A 13,398-nucleotide genomic window follows, 5' to 3' on the forward strand; every position below is an offset into this window, starting at 1 on the left:
TCAGCTTCCAGCCTCGCCCGACGCCTCGTCAATCACGAAGAGACAACGCTCGTCCCTCCACAGAAGTGGAGAACGCCGGAATCCCCTCAGACAGTCACGAAAGCGGCCGTCAGCAACGCCACCCCCGACAACGCCATCACCCACGCCGCCCGCGTGCGCAGCAGACCGCCCGCCACCACGACCGACGCCAGCAACAGCGCACCGCCCAGCGGAATCCACGCATACAGGACCCCGGCCGGCCCCGAGCGCACCGCGTCATCGCTGCCGGGCTTCAAGACCACCGTGTAGGTCCGGCCCTCCCGCACCGCGACCGACTTCTCCAGGACCACCTTCGACCGCGGCTGCGAACCTTCCGACAACGGCGCGAACGGGCCCGAGCACGAGTCCTGCCCGCACCGCGTCACCTCGACCGTGCCCCGCTCCCGGCCCTTCGTCAGCATCACGTGCTGGGCCGTCCCCCACGACGCCCACACACCCGCGATCAGGATCAGCACCGCGACCGCACCCATCGCCGCGAACCGCCCGAACCGCAGGGCGGCATGAGCGCTCGGGCGAGTGGCGGCGGCAGAGGCAGGCATGGCCGGGATCATTGGCCATACCCGCACGGCCGGTCAACTCCCGAGGGTGACACGTCAGGAGTTGTACGTACTCTGCGCCCGCTCCAGCCCCTCGATCACCAGACACTCCACCGCGTCAGCCGCCCGGTCCACGAAGTAGTCCAGCTCCTTGCGCTCCGCCGACGAGAAATCCCTCAGCACGAAATCCGCCACCGGCATCCGCCCCGGCGGCCGGCCGATCCCGAACCGCACCCGGTGATAGTCCGACCCGAACGCCTTCGTCATCGACTTCAGCCCGTTGTGCCCGTTGTCCCCGCCACCCAGCTTCAACCGCAGCATGCCGAAGTCGATGTCCAACTCGTCATGAACCGCCACCACATGGGCCACCGGCACCTTGTAGAACTCCCGCAACGCGTTCACCGGGCCACCCGACAGATTCATGTACGACATCGGCTTCGCCAGAATCACCCGCCGGTTCGCCGGCCCCGGCGGCCCGATCCGCCCCTCGACCACCTGCGCCTGCGCCTTCCCGGCCCGCTTGAACCTCCCCCCGATCCGGTCCGCCAGCAGATCGGCCACCATGAAGCCCACGTTGTGCCGGTTCCCCGCGTACTCCGGCCCCGGATTGCCCAACCCCACGATCAGCCAGGGAGCGGCCGCATCGGTCGTCACGTCCATGTCTCCTTCATACGCGTCGGCCGCTGCCCCGCACGGGAGCAGCGGCCGACGAAACGACGACGAGGGATCAGGCCTCGGCGGCCTCTGAGCCCTCTTCCTCGCCCTCGGAGGGCTCCTCGGCCTGCGCGGCCAGGACCTGCAGGACGACAGTGTCCTCCTCGACGTCCAGCGTCGTGCCCTTCGGCAGCGGGATGTCCTTGGCGAGGATGGAGTCACCGGCCGTCAGACCCTCGACGGAGACGGTCACGGACTCCGGGATGTGGGTCGCCTCGGCCACCACCGGCAGCGCGTTCAGCACGTGCTCCAGCAGGTTGCCGCCCGGGGCCAGCTCACCCTCGGTGTGGACGTAGATCTCGACGTTGACCTGCTCGCCACGCTGGACCAGCTGCAGGTCGACGTGCTCCAGGAAGCCCTTCAGCGGGTCACGCTGCACGGCCTTCGGAATCGCCAGCTCGTTCGTCTTGCCGTCGATGTCCAGCGCGATCAGCACGTTCGGCGTACGCAGCGCCATCAGCAGGTCGTGGCCCGGCAGCGTCAGGTGCAGCGGGTCCGAACCGTGCCCGTACAGCACGCCGGGAACCTTGTCCTCACGACGGATACGGCGCGCGGCACCCTTACCGAACTCGGTGCGCGTCTCGGCGGCGATCTTCACCTCGGACATAATCACTCCTCGAAGTAGGAACGGACGTGGTCACCCGGCCACGAACGGCCTGCTACGAAGAGCGCGTCGATAACGGACCACCGCATCCCACCAACGGGAAACGGCCTCCCTCGCCGAGCAACTTCAGCAGTCTACTCGGCGAGGGAGGCCGCACCCAAAATGATCTACAGGAGTCCGACCGGCGGACTCCTACTGGTCGTCGAACAGGCTCGTCACCGAACCGTCCTCGAACACCTCACGCACCGCATTCGCGATCGTCGGCGCGATCGACAGCACCGAGATCTTGTCCAGATCCCCGCTCAGCTCACCCGGCGTCGGCAGCGTGTTCGTGAACACGAACTCACTCACCCGCGAGTTCTTCAACCGGTCAGCCGCCGGACCCGACAGCACACCGTGCGTCGCCGTCACGATCACATCCTCCGCACCGTGCGCGAACAGCGCGTCCGCCGCGGCACAGATCGTCCCACCCGTGTCGATCATGTCGTCCACCAGGACACACACGCGCCCCTTCACCTCACCCACGACCTCGTGGACGGTGACCTGGTTCGCGATGTCCTTGTCCCGCCGCTTGTGCACGATCGCCAGCGGCGCGCCCAGCCGGTCGCACCAGCGGTCCGCGACCCGCACCCGGCCCGCGTCCGGAGACACGACCGTCAGCTTCTCCCGGTCCACCTTCCGGCCCACGTAGTCCGCCAGCAGCGGCAACGCGAACAGATGGTCCACCGGACCGTCGAAGAAGCCCTGGATCTGGTCCGTGTGCAGATCCACGGTCAGGATCCGGTCCGCGCCCGCGGTCTTCATCATGTCCGCGATCAGACGCGCCGAAATCGGTTCACGTCCCCGGTGCTTCTTGTCCTGCCGCGCGTAACCGTAGAACGGCACGATGACCGTGATGGACCGGGCCGACGCACGCTTCAGCGCGTCGATCATGATCAACTGCTCCATGATCCACTTGTTGATCGGAGCCGTGTGGCTCTGGATCAGGAAGCAGTCGGCACCACGCGCCGACTCCTGATAACGCACATAGATCTCACCGTTCGCGAAGTCGAAGGCCTTCGTCGGGACAACCCCGACACCCAACTGCTGGGCGACCTCCTCGGCAAGCTCGGGGTGGGCGCGGCCGGAGAAGAACATCAACTTCTTCTCGCCGGTCGTCTTGATCCCGGTCACAGCACTGTCTCCTCAGAGGTGTCGCAGCTGGGGTTTCGAGAGACCTCTCAGCCGGCTTGCGAGAGGCCGTCTCAGCTGGTGGGGGTGCGGGTGTGCACTTATCACCGTACGCCGTGTTTGAGGCACCGCTTTCCGGTCACCCCTCCTCGGCCGACTCCCGGGAGGCCGCCTCCGCCGCCTTCGCGGCCGCGCTCCCCGGACGCTTCCGGGCCACCCAACCCTCGATATTGCGCTGCTGACCACGGGCCACGGCCAGCGAACCCGCCGGCACATCCTTCGTGATCACCGACCCCGCAGCGGTGTACGCACCGTCCCCCACCGTGACAGGCGCCACAAACATGTTGTCCGAGCCCGTGCGGCAATGCGAACCGATGGTGGTGTGGTGCTTCTCCTGGCCGTCGTAGTTCACGAACACGCTCGCGGCACCGATGTTCGTGTGCTCACCGATCGTCGCGTCACCGACATAGGAGAGATGAGGCACCTTCGTCCCCTCCCCGATCGACGCGTTCTTCGTCTCCACGTACGTCCCGATCTTGCCCTTGGCGCCCAGCCGGGTCCCCGGACGCAGATACGCGTACGGCCCGACGGTCGCCTCGGGCCCCACCTCCGCGCCCACGGCCACGGTGTTGTCGACCCGCGCACCCGCACCCACACGGGTATCGGTCAGTCGGCAGTTGGGTCCGACCTCGGCGCCCTCGCTCACGTGCGTCGCCCCGTGCAGCTGCGTGCCCGGGTGAACGACGGCGTCCTGCTCGAAGGTCACGGTGACGTCCAGCCAGGTCGTCGCCGGGTCGACGACCGTGACACCGGACAGCATGGCCTCGGTGAGCAGCCGGTCGTTGAGAATCCGGCGAGCCTCGGAGAGCTGCACACGGTTGTTGATCCCGGCGATCTCACGGTGGTCTCCGGCCACGGACGCGCCCACCCGATGCCCGGCCACACGCAGAATCCCCAGGACGTCGGTCAGGTACTCCTCGCCCTGACTGTTGTCCGTCCGCACCTTCTTCAACGCGTCGGCCAGCAACTGCCCGTCGAACGCGAACACACCCGAGTTGATCTCACGGATCGACCGCTGCGCGTCGGTGGCGTCCTTGTGCTCCACGATCGCGGTCACAGCGCCCGTGGCGTCGTCGCGGACGATCCGGCCGTAACCGGTCGCGTCCGGCACCTCGGCGGTCAGCACGGTCACCGCGTTGCCGTCCGCGGAGTGCGTGGCGGCGAGGGCCTGCAGGGTCGCACCGGTCAGCAGGGGAGTGTCCCCGCACACGACGACGACGGTCCCGTCGACGGACCCGCCCAGCTCCTCCAGACCCATCCGTACGGCGTGCCCCGTGCCGTTCTGCTCGGCCTGTACGGCCGTGCGGACGTCGGGGGCGATCTCGCCGAGATGGGCGGTGACCTTCTCACGGGCGTGGCCGACCACGACGACCAGCTGCTCGGGCTGCAGCTCGCCCGCGGCGGCGAGCACGTGACCGACGAGACTGCGGCCGCAGAGCTCGTGCAGGACCTTGGGTGTGGCCGACTTCATACGGGTGCCCTCACCCGCTGCGAGAACGACGACGGCTGCCGGGCGGTTGGCGCTCACGGGATGCCCTTCGGCTGTGGATGGGGTGGGGTGACATCCGCAGGATACCGGGGGGTTTTGTGGGGGGGTGCGGGTGTGGGTCCTGACCGGGGGGTGATCGGTCAGGACCCGAACCGAGGCTCTGGGGGCCGCTGGCTCCCCCGCAAGGATTCGAACCTTGTCCTGCTAGATCCAAAATCTAGTGTGCTGCCAGTTACACCACGGGGGACAGCGCCTCAGACCTTACCGGAGACGTGCTTGAACGTGGGCAACGATGCCGTTCCACCAGCCCTCGATGCGCCGGTAGAGCTCCGCACTCTGTCGCACGGTGAGTACGAGGCATCCCCGGTAGTCGTCGCCGGTGTTCTTACGCACTGTTTTCGGGTTGTGCCGCTTCAAAGTCGTCTTGCCGAAGGAGGCACGGTCGGTCTGGGCGATCTCCGCCCAGTACTTCTCGGCTGCTTCGACGTCGGCCGACTCATGAATCATCACGCGGTATGTGATGCGGGTCCTCTCAACTCCGAGAAGGTCGAGCCACGCGAGGAACACACGGATCATGCTGGGGTCGCTATTGACGAAAGTGACCCGTTCGCGTCGGGCGTGCGGCTTGTCCTTGGTGCCCTCGGCCCAGTACAAGCCGACTCCGAGGACGAACAGCTCCCGTTCGGATAGCTCGCCGAGCTCTTCGGCAGCCGCAATCTTGGTTCGCTGTCGGTCTCTTTCCCGCGCTGCCAGTTCGTTCTCCCAGCGCATGCGCGCCGCAAGCTTTGCCTGCTCCGCCGGGTCGCGACGCTCGGGCTTCGGAAGGTCCCTCACCCACAGCGAGATCGAGCTCTTCGAACACCCCAGCTCCGCCTCGATCTGGTCGTACGTCCAGCCCTGGAGCCGGAGCTCCCTCGCCTTCTGTCGTAGGTCGTCCTTCGCGTTCGGGCGCTTCGTCCAGGCTGGCGGGGGCTCGCCCTTCACCAGTTGGTTGAGGATGTCGTTGTTGAAGATCTTCAGCTCGTCGCGGATCTGTCGAAGGCTGTAGCCCGCGCGCCGCAGCGCCACCGCCCTCTCCCGCAACCCCTCGTAGTCGGCGTACTTGCCGAGTGCATGTGTCATAGGCATACCGTCCGGGCGGAATGGAGGCTTCCGGGGTCGAACGGTGAGCGAGTCAGCAGTTCGAGGGATATCGGGCGGTATCGCATCCGAACGGTCACGGAGTGTGGTGCGGGCCAGTCCCGGAAACTCACCGGAAAGCGGGCGGGGGGCGCCTTTAGGCTGGAGGCATGACCGCGACGGGGGAAGACCATGTGACGGCCCGGGGAGGGCCGTGGTGGTGGGCCAGGCGGCGCAGTGCCGTGTTCGATGTGGGTCTGGCCGTGGTGTCCGCCCTGGAGTGCGCGCTGGAGGGGATGCCGTTCGCCAGGGACGCCGGGATTCCGGTGGCGGTGGGGGTCCTGTTCGGGTTGGTGGCCGGTTCCGTGTTGCTGGTGCGGCGGCGGTGGCCGATCGCCGTCGTGCTGGTGTCGATCGCCATCACGCCGGCCGAGATGGGTTTCCTGATGGGCGTGGTCGGCCTGTACACGCTGGCCGCGGCGGAGCTGCCCCGGCGGATCATCGCCTCGCTGGCGGGGATGTCCCTGGTGGGGACGTTGATCGTGACGTTCGTGAAGACGCGGCAGGACGTGTCGCGGGGGGACTTGGACATAGGGGACTGGTTCGTGCCCTTCGCGGCGATCACTATGTCGCTGGGCTTCACGGCGCCTCCGGTGCTGCTGGGGCTGTATGTGGGGGCGCGGCGGCGGCTCATGGAGAGTCTGCGGGAGCGTGCGGACAGTTTGGAGCGGGAGCTTCAGTTGCTCGCGGAGCGGGCGGAGGAGCGGGCGGAGTGGGCCCGGAACGAGGAGCGGACGCGGATCGCCCGGGAGATGCACGATGTGGTCGCGCATCGGGTGAGTCTGATGGTGGTGCATGCGGCGGCGTTGCAGGCGGTGGCGCGGAAGGATCCGGAGAAGGCGGTGCGGAACGCCGCGCTGGTGGGGGACATGGGTCGGCAGGCGCTGACCGAGCTGAGGGAGATGCTCGGGGTGCTGCGCAGCGGTGGGGACGGGCGGCGTGAGCAGGTGACGTCGTTGCCGTTGGCGGCGGTGGGGGTGGCTGCCGCGGCGGCGGCTTCGCGGGCGGCCGATGACGAGGGGCCGTGTCTGGCGGAGATCGAGGAGTTGGTGGGGCAGTCGGCTGCGGCGGGGATGGTGGTCGATCTGTCGGTGGAGGGGGAGGCCCGGTCGTATGCGCCGCTGGTGGAGCAGACGGCGTATCGCGTGGTGCAGGAGGCGTTGACGAACGTCCACAAGCACGCGGCGGGGGCGAAGACGTATGTGCGGTTGGCGCATCGGGTGTCGGAGATCGCGATGCAGGTGGAGAACGAGCCGCCTGAGGCGGCGGCGTCGTCGGCGCGGTTGCCGTCCGGGGGGAACGGGTTGGTGGGGATGAAGGAGCGGGTGTCGGCGTTGGGCGGGGTGTTCGTGTCGGGGCCGACGGAGGCGGGGGGTTTCCGGGTGTCGGCGGTGATTCCGGCGTCGGTGTCGTAGGCCGCTTCGTCGCGGGCTGCGGTGGTCAGCCTGCTGTGAGGCGTGCGGGTTCGGTGCCGGCGATGAGGGTGGTCAGGGCCTGGTCGATGTCGGCGCCGAGGTACCAGTCGCCGGTGTGGTCGAGGGTGTAGACGCGGCCGTCGGTGTCGATGGCGAGGAGGGCCTGGCTGTCGGTTTCGGCGCCGAGGGGGCAGACCTGGGTGCCGAGGGCGCGGCCGAGGTCGCCGAGGGTGCGGGCCATGTGGAGGCCGTGCAGGGGGTCGAGGTGGAGGGTGGCGGGGGCGACCTGGCGGCCGGGTCCGGTGGGGGCGATGCGCAGTCCGCCGAATTCCGCCCAGGCTTCGACGGCGGCGGGGAAGACGGTGTGGCGGTGGCCTGCGGGGGAGGCGTGGTCGCGCAGGGCGTCGGCCCAGGTCTCTGCTTGTTTGATGTCCCAGCGTCCGGGTTGCCAGCCGGCGGCGCGCAGGGCGGCGTCGACGGGTACGGCGAAGCGGGGTGGGGGTACTCCCTGCCCGAACGAACTCGGGGGCTTGGGGGAGGACGTGCGGTCGGTGTGCATCTGCCCTTCGTCTCGTCGAGGTCATGGGGTGGCGTGGGTGCGCGCCGGGGTGTCTGGTCGTGCGGGGTGTCGGGGGGCGTCAGTTGTTCCGGGACGTCGGGTCGACTATGCGGACGCCGAAGTGGGCGCTGAGCGCGGTGCAGGCGCGGCAGGGGGTGGCGAAGCTGCCGTGGAGGGGGTCGCCGTCCTCGCGGATGCGTCGGGCGGTGAGTTTGGCCTGCTTGAGGGCTTTGCGTGCCTCGCCGTTGGTCATGGGTTTGCGGGCGGCGCGTTTGCTGCGGGCGGCGTCGGCGGCGGCGATGTGGCGGGAGATGAGGATGGTCTCGGCGCAGCGGCCGGTGTAGCGGTCGCGCTGGGCGCTGGTGAGGGTGTCCAGGAAGTCCTGGACGAGGGGGTGCAGGGTGGGGGGTGTGTCGCCGCGGGCGGCGGTGCCGGTGAGGGTGGCGCCGCGGACGGAGAGGGCGGCGGCGATGGTGGGGAGGATGCCGTCGCGGCGGTGGTGGAGGACGGGGGTGTGGGCGGCTTGGGTGGCACTCCAGCCGATGCGGGGGTCGCCGCCTCGGGGGTCGGCGGTGTGCGGGGTGCCGCCTCGTGGGTCGCCGTTTCGTGGGTCGGCGGACCTGCCGGTGTGTGGTCCCGTCTGTGTCGCGTTCATGATCGTATTCCCCTCCGTGCATCCCCCCGGGGGTCACAGACTGCCAAATGCCGTGGCGGGTGCGGAAGCTGGGGCGCGGCGACACGCCCGGAGAGGGTTGTGCCGTGACGGCGGGGTGACGGCTGGTCACGGGAGCGGAGGGGGCGTCGGCCGGTGCCGGTGACCGGTGTCGTCGTACCGCATAGGCTGTCGGCACCGCGGGCGATGCGGTGATCCGTTCGGAGATCGATGCAGTGAACCGGAGGGTGATCCGTGGGGGTCGGCGGGTGCAGTGACGTGCAGGGAAGTCGCATCAGAAGACGTGACAGTCGATACGGGCCGTAGTGCGCCAAAGGTGGTCAATACGGGTCGTACAGAGTGCCGCAGGGGGCAACCGCCATGACGACAGGTCGGCTCGGGCTGGGGGCACCTCCCGGCCGCCAGGCCGGGGGACAAGCCGCGCCGCCGAACGCGGCCTACGCCGGGCAGGTCGTGCATTTCCCGGATCCGGTCCGGGCGGCCCGTCACCCGAGAGGGGTATGGGTCGACGAGCGTGGTTACCCCGACTTCTCGCCCTACGCGCGTGCGGCCGTGGAGATCGCGGAGCCGCCGGAGGGTTTCGGCGTCGACGAGTTGCGGCTGACGGACTACGTGTCGGCGAACACGGCGCTGTCGGCGTCCGGGCACGAGTTGTGGGGCACGGTGCCGGCGGTGGCGACGCCGCACGGCTGGACGTGGCACCACGTGGCGGGCACGCGGCGGCTGGAGCTGGTTCCGGTCGAGGTGAAGGCGCTGCTGCGGCATCACGGCGGGGTGGCGACGTCGGGCGTCGACCATGCCAAGCGGGGCACGCGGCCGTTGCAGGAGACGCGTCCGGCGCACTTCGGGCTGCCGAAGTCGGGTGTGGCGGTGACCGAGTCGCAGGTGCAGGGTGTCGAGGAGGACCTCGGTTACCGGCTGCCGGGTGCGTACCGGTCGTTTTTGAAGGCGGCGGGTGGCTGCGCGACGGTGGGTGCCGCGCTGGACGCGGGGCTCGGGCTGCTGGTCGACCAGCCGTTCTTCACGGTGCGCGACGAGGCGGCGGTCAACGACCTGGTGTACGTCAACAAATGTCTGCGTGACCATCTGACCAAGGACTACCTGGGGATCTCGTTCGCTCAGGGCGGGTTGCTCGCCGTGAAGGTGAAGGGGGACCGGATCGGGTCCGTGTGGTTCTGCGCGTACGACGACGTTCGGGACGTGGATCCCTCGCTGCCGCCGGCGGAGCGGGTGGAACGGCTGCTGCTGCCGTGCGGGGACGACTTCGACGTCTTCCTGTCGCGGCTGGCGGGCAATCCGCCGGAGTTGGAGACGGTGGCGAACCTGATGGTGGACGGCGGGTTCGCGCGTGTGGTGCCGGTGGGCGCGGTGTCGTCCTCGGTCGTGGGGGAGTGACGTCAGCGATGGTGACTTTCGCACAGGCGCAGGAGCGCGCGGAAGAGTGGATCAACGGGGACCTGCCGGCGTACCAGCATCGCGACGTGCGGGTGCGGGAGTTCGGCCTCGGGTTCGTGGTGTGGGCCGAGGACCGTGCGGACGGGCCGCGTTCGGAGGGCGGCGCGCAGCGGCTGGTGATCGCGCGGGACAGCGGCGAGGCGACGCTGTGGCCCGGGCTGCCGGTGGGTGAGGTGATCCGCCGGTACGAGGAGGAGCACGGCCGTCCGGACGCGGCGCAGGAGCCGGCACCGGCGGCGCCTGCCGCGCGGGTGGATCTGAACCAGACGTCGTTCCTGCTGACTCCGCCGGAGTGGTTGCAGGACGTGGCGGACAAGCTGGGGATTCCGGACCGGCGGGGCGATGGCTCCGGGGCGGCTGCCGCGTCGGATCCCGCTGCCGGCTCGGGTGCTGCCGCTGACTCGGCTCCTGCTGCCGGGGCTCGCGCGCCGGAGCCTGCTGCTTCGGCTGCTTCGGGTTCTTCGGCGCAGGGGGCGCCCGTTGCGCCCGGGAGTGGTGCGGCGTGGCCGGCTGCCGGGGGGAGCGACGCGGGAGCCGACCCGGGTGCTTCCGGGGCTCCGGCCGCGCCTGCCGGGGCGACGCCCTGGGCGGGTACGGACACCAACGGCGATGCGGGCGACGACCGTTCGGTGCCGCTGCCCGCGACGGTTTTCGCGCCGCCGCTGAGCGAGGCCGACGGCGACACGCCGCCGTCGACGACGCCCGACGCCAAGACGGCCCTGATGTCGGGCGGCAGCCGGCTCCCGCCGACGGCGGTCTCGCCGGCGATCGACGACCCGAACGCGCTGGGGGCGGGGGCTTCCGGGCCGGGGTACGGCTATCCGCCCGGGCCGGGAGCTGCCTCCGCTGCTCAGGGCCTGCCGGGGACGCTGCCCGGTGGTGTGCCGGGGCCGCCGCCCTGTGGTGTGCCGCACGGAAGCGCGCCCGCGCCCACGTCGGGTGGCGGGTCGTACGGGCACCCCCGGGGGGCGGTGGATGCCACGCCCTCGCGGCCGCTCGCCCCGAACGCCGGGGACATCGCCGACGCCGCGACCAGCAAGGCGGCACCGCCGCCGGGTCGCGGCCGGGGCGCGGGTCCGTCCGCGCCGCCTCCGCCGGGCGCCCCGGGTACGCCGGGCGCGCGACCCGACAGCACGCTTCCGCCGTCGGGGCCCGGGGCGCCGGGCACGCCCGCGGGCGGGTACGTGCCGACGCAGATGGTGCCGGCGCTCGGGCCTGAGGGTCCGGGGGGTCCGGGGGGTCCGGGCTCTGAGGGTGCCGGTGGTGTCGGTGGTGCCGGGGGTTCCTCGGGCGCCGGGGTCGCCCAGGGCCCGGGCGTGCCTCAGCCTCCGCAGCAGCCGCCGATGCCGCCCGGCGTCCCGCAGCCGCCCCCGATTCCGCCTGGCCCCCCTGGTGCGCCGGGCGCCCCTCAGCCGCCCGGTGCCCCCGGCGGTACGCCCCCCGGCGGTGTCCACCATGCCGCGACCATGCTGGGCGACCCGGGCCGGACGGGCCCCGGTGCGCCCCAGCCTCCGCAGCCGCCCGGCCCCCCGGGAGCGCCCGGTGCGCCTTCCGCACCTGGGACGCCTGGTGCGCCGCGGCCTCCGGGTGCCCCCGGTCTTCCCGGCGGCCCGGGGCCCGTGCACCACGCGGAGACCATGCTGGCCACGCCCCCGGCGGGCGGCCCCGGCGTGCCTCCGCCCCCGCAGGCCCCCGGCGCACCACCCGCCGCCCCGGGTGCCCTTGGCGCGCCCGGTGCTCCGCCGATGCCGCCGGGCGCGATGCCGCATGGTGCGATGCCGCTGCCCGGTCAGCCGATTCCCGGGCAGCCGCCGGCGTACGGCTATCCGCAGCAGACCACCGGGCTGCCGACGGTCGGTCCCGGATACCAGGCCGTGCTGCGCTACCGCGCGCAGGACGGTTCCGAGCAGCAGTTGATCCGGCGCTCCGCGCCGGGTACGCCGCACCCGGAGTGGCAGATCTTCCACGAGCTGCGCGCCATGAACGTGCCCCCGGACCAGGTACTGGAGCTGCACACCGAGCTGGAGTCGTGTGAGCTGCCGGGTGCGTACTGCGCGCGGATGATCCGGGAGCAGTGGCCGCAGGCGCGGATCACGTCCATCGCGCCGTACGGCACGGACCACGCGAGCCGGCAGCAGGGTATGCAGCAGTTGCTGGCCCACCAGGGCGAGTTGCACCAGGTGGCGGACGGCCCGGCGCGCCCGGCTCCGGTGCGCGCTCCGCTGCCGCCGGTGCAGGCGGCGCCGCCGATCCCGCCGGAGGGCATCGCGCAGGAGCTGGGGGCGGCGTTCGGGCCGGGGGTGTTCCGGTTCGAGCAGGCCGCGGTGTCCCGGCAGGGGGTGCCGCCGGTCGTGGCGCACACGTTGGTGGCGGCCGGTCTGCCGATGGACATGGGTCCGTTCTTCTGGGCGCAGGCCCAGCCGGGGCGGCCCGTTCCGACGCTGGCGGAGCTGGCGGCCGAGCGCGGTGTGCAGCCGGCCTCGGACGCGGGCGCCTATCTGGTGATGGGCAGCGACTTCGGCAAGGCGATCTGCGTGCAGTACGGCACGGCCAACATCGTCGCCGTGCCGGTGGAGGCCGGGCCGGGCGGGGCGCCCGTACCGCCGCAGTTCGTGAACACCGGGCTGCCGGAGTTCGCGCGCTGCCTGGCGCTGCTCGGGCGGATGTGGCGGCTCAGGTTCGGGCTGAACCAGGAGCAGGCGGGCCGCTGGACCGTTGATTTCCAAGCCCAGTTGGCCGCGCTGGACCCGGCGGCGCTGGGGTCTTCGGAAAGCTGGTGGTCGGTCCTGCTGGAGCAGATGTGGGACGGACTGCTGTGACGCACCGCCGCTGACGTGCCGGAAAGAGCCGGGTTCGGTCGCTCGTACGACCGGGCCCGGCTCTTTCGTGCCCGCACCGGCAGATCCTCGTGTCGTGCCGTCACACCTTCTGCGGCCGCTCCGTCAGTGCAGTGACAGCGACTCACCGCCGACGCAGGAGGCAGCATCATGCAGGCACGGATGAAGAACCCGGCGTTCGTCCTTCCCGGTGCGATGAAGGGCATCGCCACCCTCTTCCAGGCGATCGGGGAAGGTGGCCTGAGGCAGGACCTGGCGGAGATCGTGGGGCTGCGCGCCAGCCAGATCAACGGCTGCGGTGCCTGCGTCCACGGGCACACCGCGAACTTGCGCGAGGGCGGGGTGAGCGAGGAGCGCATCGCGGCCGTCGTCGCCTGGCGGCACGCGCCGTTCTTCTCGGACGCCGAGCGCGCCGCGCTGCGGCTGACGGAGGCGATGACGCGGCTCTCGGACCTCTCGGGGGAGTCGGTGCCGGACGCGCTGTGGGACGAGGCGGCCGACCACTTCGACGAGAAGGAACTCTCCGGGCTGATCCTCACCGTCGCGCTGACGAACCTGTTCAACCGCATCAACACGACGATCCAGGAGCCCGCGGGCACCACGTGGGGCTGACCGCCGTACGGGCCGGTCGTGAGCCCGTGACCCCGGTGCGGAGTGTCGCGTTATGA

General features: G+C 70.9%; 12 protein-coding genes and 1 tRNA gene. 4 read left to right on the plus strand and 9 right to left on the minus strand.

The genetic code is table 11. The features are described from left to right. Positions 1 to 86: 86 nt before the first annotated feature. The 7 genes from ACWD1U_RS27435 to ACWD1U_RS27465 form a co-directional block, all read right to left on the minus strand. Positions 87 to 590 (minus strand): hypothetical protein, encoded by a 504-nt coding sequence (locus ACWD1U_RS27435; protein ID WP_451111618.1) that lies wholly within the window; start codon positions 588 to 590, stop codon positions 87 to 89. A 42-nt stretch (positions 591 to 632) separates the two neighbouring features. Next, the gene (gene pth / locus ACWD1U_RS27440; protein ID WP_451111443.1) at positions 633 to 1,235 is read right to left on the minus strand and encodes an aminoacyl-tRNA hydrolase; all 603 of its coding nucleotides are present in this window, start codon (positions 1,233 to 1,235) and stop codon (positions 633 to 635) included. Between the two features lie 67 nt (positions 1,236 to 1,302). Beyond that, the gene (locus ACWD1U_RS27445) at positions 1,303 to 1,896 is read right to left on the minus strand and encodes a 50S ribosomal protein L25/general stress protein Ctc (RefSeq protein WP_451111445.1); all 594 of its coding nucleotides are present in this window, start codon (positions 1,894 to 1,896) and stop codon (positions 1,303 to 1,305) included. A 189-nt stretch (positions 1,897 to 2,085) separates the two neighbouring features. Next, a complete protein-coding gene (locus tag ACWD1U_RS27450; RefSeq protein ID WP_451111447.1) occupies positions 2,086 to 3,066 on the minus strand; it encodes a ribose-phosphate diphosphokinase in 981 nt (326 codons plus the stop codon). Positions 3,067 to 3,202: 136 nt separating this feature from the next. After that, entirely contained in the window at positions 3,203 to 4,651 is a 1,449-nt protein-coding gene (gene glmU, locus ACWD1U_RS27455; RefSeq protein ID WP_451111448.1) for a bifunctional UDP-N-acetylglucosamine diphosphorylase/glucosamine-1-phosphate N-acetyltransferase GlmU, read from the minus strand. Positions 4,652 to 4,783: 132 nt separating this feature from the next. Beyond that, positions 4,784 to 4,859: transfer RNA gene (locus ACWD1U_RS27460), tRNA-Gln, on the minus strand. Between the two features lie 14 nt (positions 4,860 to 4,873). Then, a complete protein-coding gene (locus ACWD1U_RS27465) occupies positions 4,874 to 5,734 on the minus strand; it encodes a hypothetical protein (RefSeq protein WP_451111450.1) in 861 nt (286 codons plus the stop codon). Between the two features lie 167 nt (positions 5,735 to 5,901). On the opposite strand from ACWD1U_RS27465, the gene ACWD1U_RS27470 reads away from it, so the two are divergent. Then, the gene (locus ACWD1U_RS27470; RefSeq protein ID WP_451111452.1) at positions 5,902 to 7,206 is read left to right on the plus strand and encodes a sensor histidine kinase; all 1,305 of its coding nucleotides are present in this window, start codon (positions 5,902 to 5,904) and stop codon (positions 7,204 to 7,206) included. 25 nt (positions 7,207 to 7,231) lie between these two features. On the opposite strand, the gene ACWD1U_RS27475 is transcribed toward ACWD1U_RS27470, so the two are convergent. Together ACWD1U_RS27475 and ACWD1U_RS27480 are read right to left on the minus strand one after the other, a co-directional pair. Next, on the minus strand, positions 7,232 to 7,765 hold the full coding sequence (locus ACWD1U_RS27475; protein ID WP_451111453.1) for an SUKH-3 domain-containing protein: 534 nt from the start codon (positions 7,763 to 7,765) through the stop codon (positions 7,232 to 7,234). Between the two features lie 79 nt (positions 7,766 to 7,844). After that, positions 7,845 to 8,420, minus strand: coding sequence for a YwqJ-related putative deaminase (locus ACWD1U_RS27480; RefSeq protein WP_451111455.1), 576 nt, complete (start codon positions 8,418 to 8,420; stop codon positions 7,845 to 7,847). Between the two features lie 378 nt (positions 8,421 to 8,798). Here ACWD1U_RS27480 and ACWD1U_RS27485 point away from each other — a divergent pair, with 378 nt between their 5' ends. From ACWD1U_RS27485 to ACWD1U_RS27495, 3 genes are all read left to right on the plus strand, one after another. Beyond that, the gene (locus ACWD1U_RS27485; RefSeq protein WP_451111457.1) at positions 8,799 to 9,833 is read left to right on the plus strand and encodes an SMI1/KNR4 family protein; all 1,035 of its coding nucleotides are present in this window, start codon (positions 8,799 to 8,801) and stop codon (positions 9,831 to 9,833) included. A gap of 8 nt (positions 9,834 to 9,841) precedes the next feature. Further along, positions 9,842 to 12,712, plus strand: a complete 2,871-nt coding sequence (locus ACWD1U_RS27490) for an SUKH-4 family immunity protein (RefSeq protein WP_451111458.1) — start codon at positions 9,842 to 9,844, stop codon at positions 12,710 to 12,712. Between the two features lie 168 nt (positions 12,713 to 12,880). After that, positions 12,881 to 13,342 carry a carboxymuconolactone decarboxylase family protein gene (locus tag ACWD1U_RS27495; RefSeq protein WP_451111460.1) on the plus strand — a complete coding sequence of 154 codons (462 nt, stop codon included), beginning with the start codon at positions 12,881 to 12,883 and terminating at the stop codon, positions 13,340 to 13,342. Positions 13,343 to 13,398 lie beyond the last annotated feature (56 nt).

The sequence above is a fragment of the Streptomyces sp. NPDC002788 genome (assembly GCF_053592115.1).

Coding starts and splice junctions, on each gene's coding strand:
- ACWD1U_RS27445 (WP_451111445.1), bottom strand. CDS start 1,896: ATGTCCGAGGTGAAGATCGCCGCCGAGACGCGCACCGAGTTCGGTAAG.
- ACWD1U_RS27490 (WP_451111458.1), top strand. CDS start 9,842: ATGGTGACTTTCGCACAGGCGCAGGAGCGCGCGGAAGAGTGGATCAAC.
- ACWD1U_RS27435 (WP_451111618.1), bottom strand. CDS start 590: ATGATCCCGGCCATGCCTGCCTCTGCCGCCGCCACTCGCCCGAGCGCT.
- ACWD1U_RS27485 (WP_451111457.1), top strand. CDS start 8,799: ATGACGACAGGTCGGCTCGGGCTGGGGGCACCTCCCGGCCGCCAGGCC.
- ACWD1U_RS27465 (WP_451111450.1), bottom strand. CDS start 5,734: ATGACACATGCACTCGGCAAGTACGCCGACTACGAGGGGTTGCGGGAG.
- pth (WP_451111443.1), bottom strand. CDS start 1,235: ATGGACGTGACGACCGATGCGGCCGCTCCCTGGCTGATCGTGGGGTTG.
- ACWD1U_RS27475 (WP_451111453.1), bottom strand. CDS start 7,765: ATGCACACCGACCGCACGTCCTCCCCCAAGCCCCCGAGTTCGTTCGGG.
- ACWD1U_RS27495 (WP_451111460.1), top strand. CDS start 12,881: ATGCAGGCACGGATGAAGAACCCGGCGTTCGTCCTTCCCGGTGCGATG.
- ACWD1U_RS27480 (WP_451111455.1), bottom strand. CDS start 8,420: ATGAACGCGACACAGACGGGACCACACACCGGCAGGTCCGCCGACCCA.
- ACWD1U_RS27470 (WP_451111452.1), top strand. CDS start 5,902: ATGACCGCGACGGGGGAAGACCATGTGACGGCCCGGGGAGGGCCGTGG.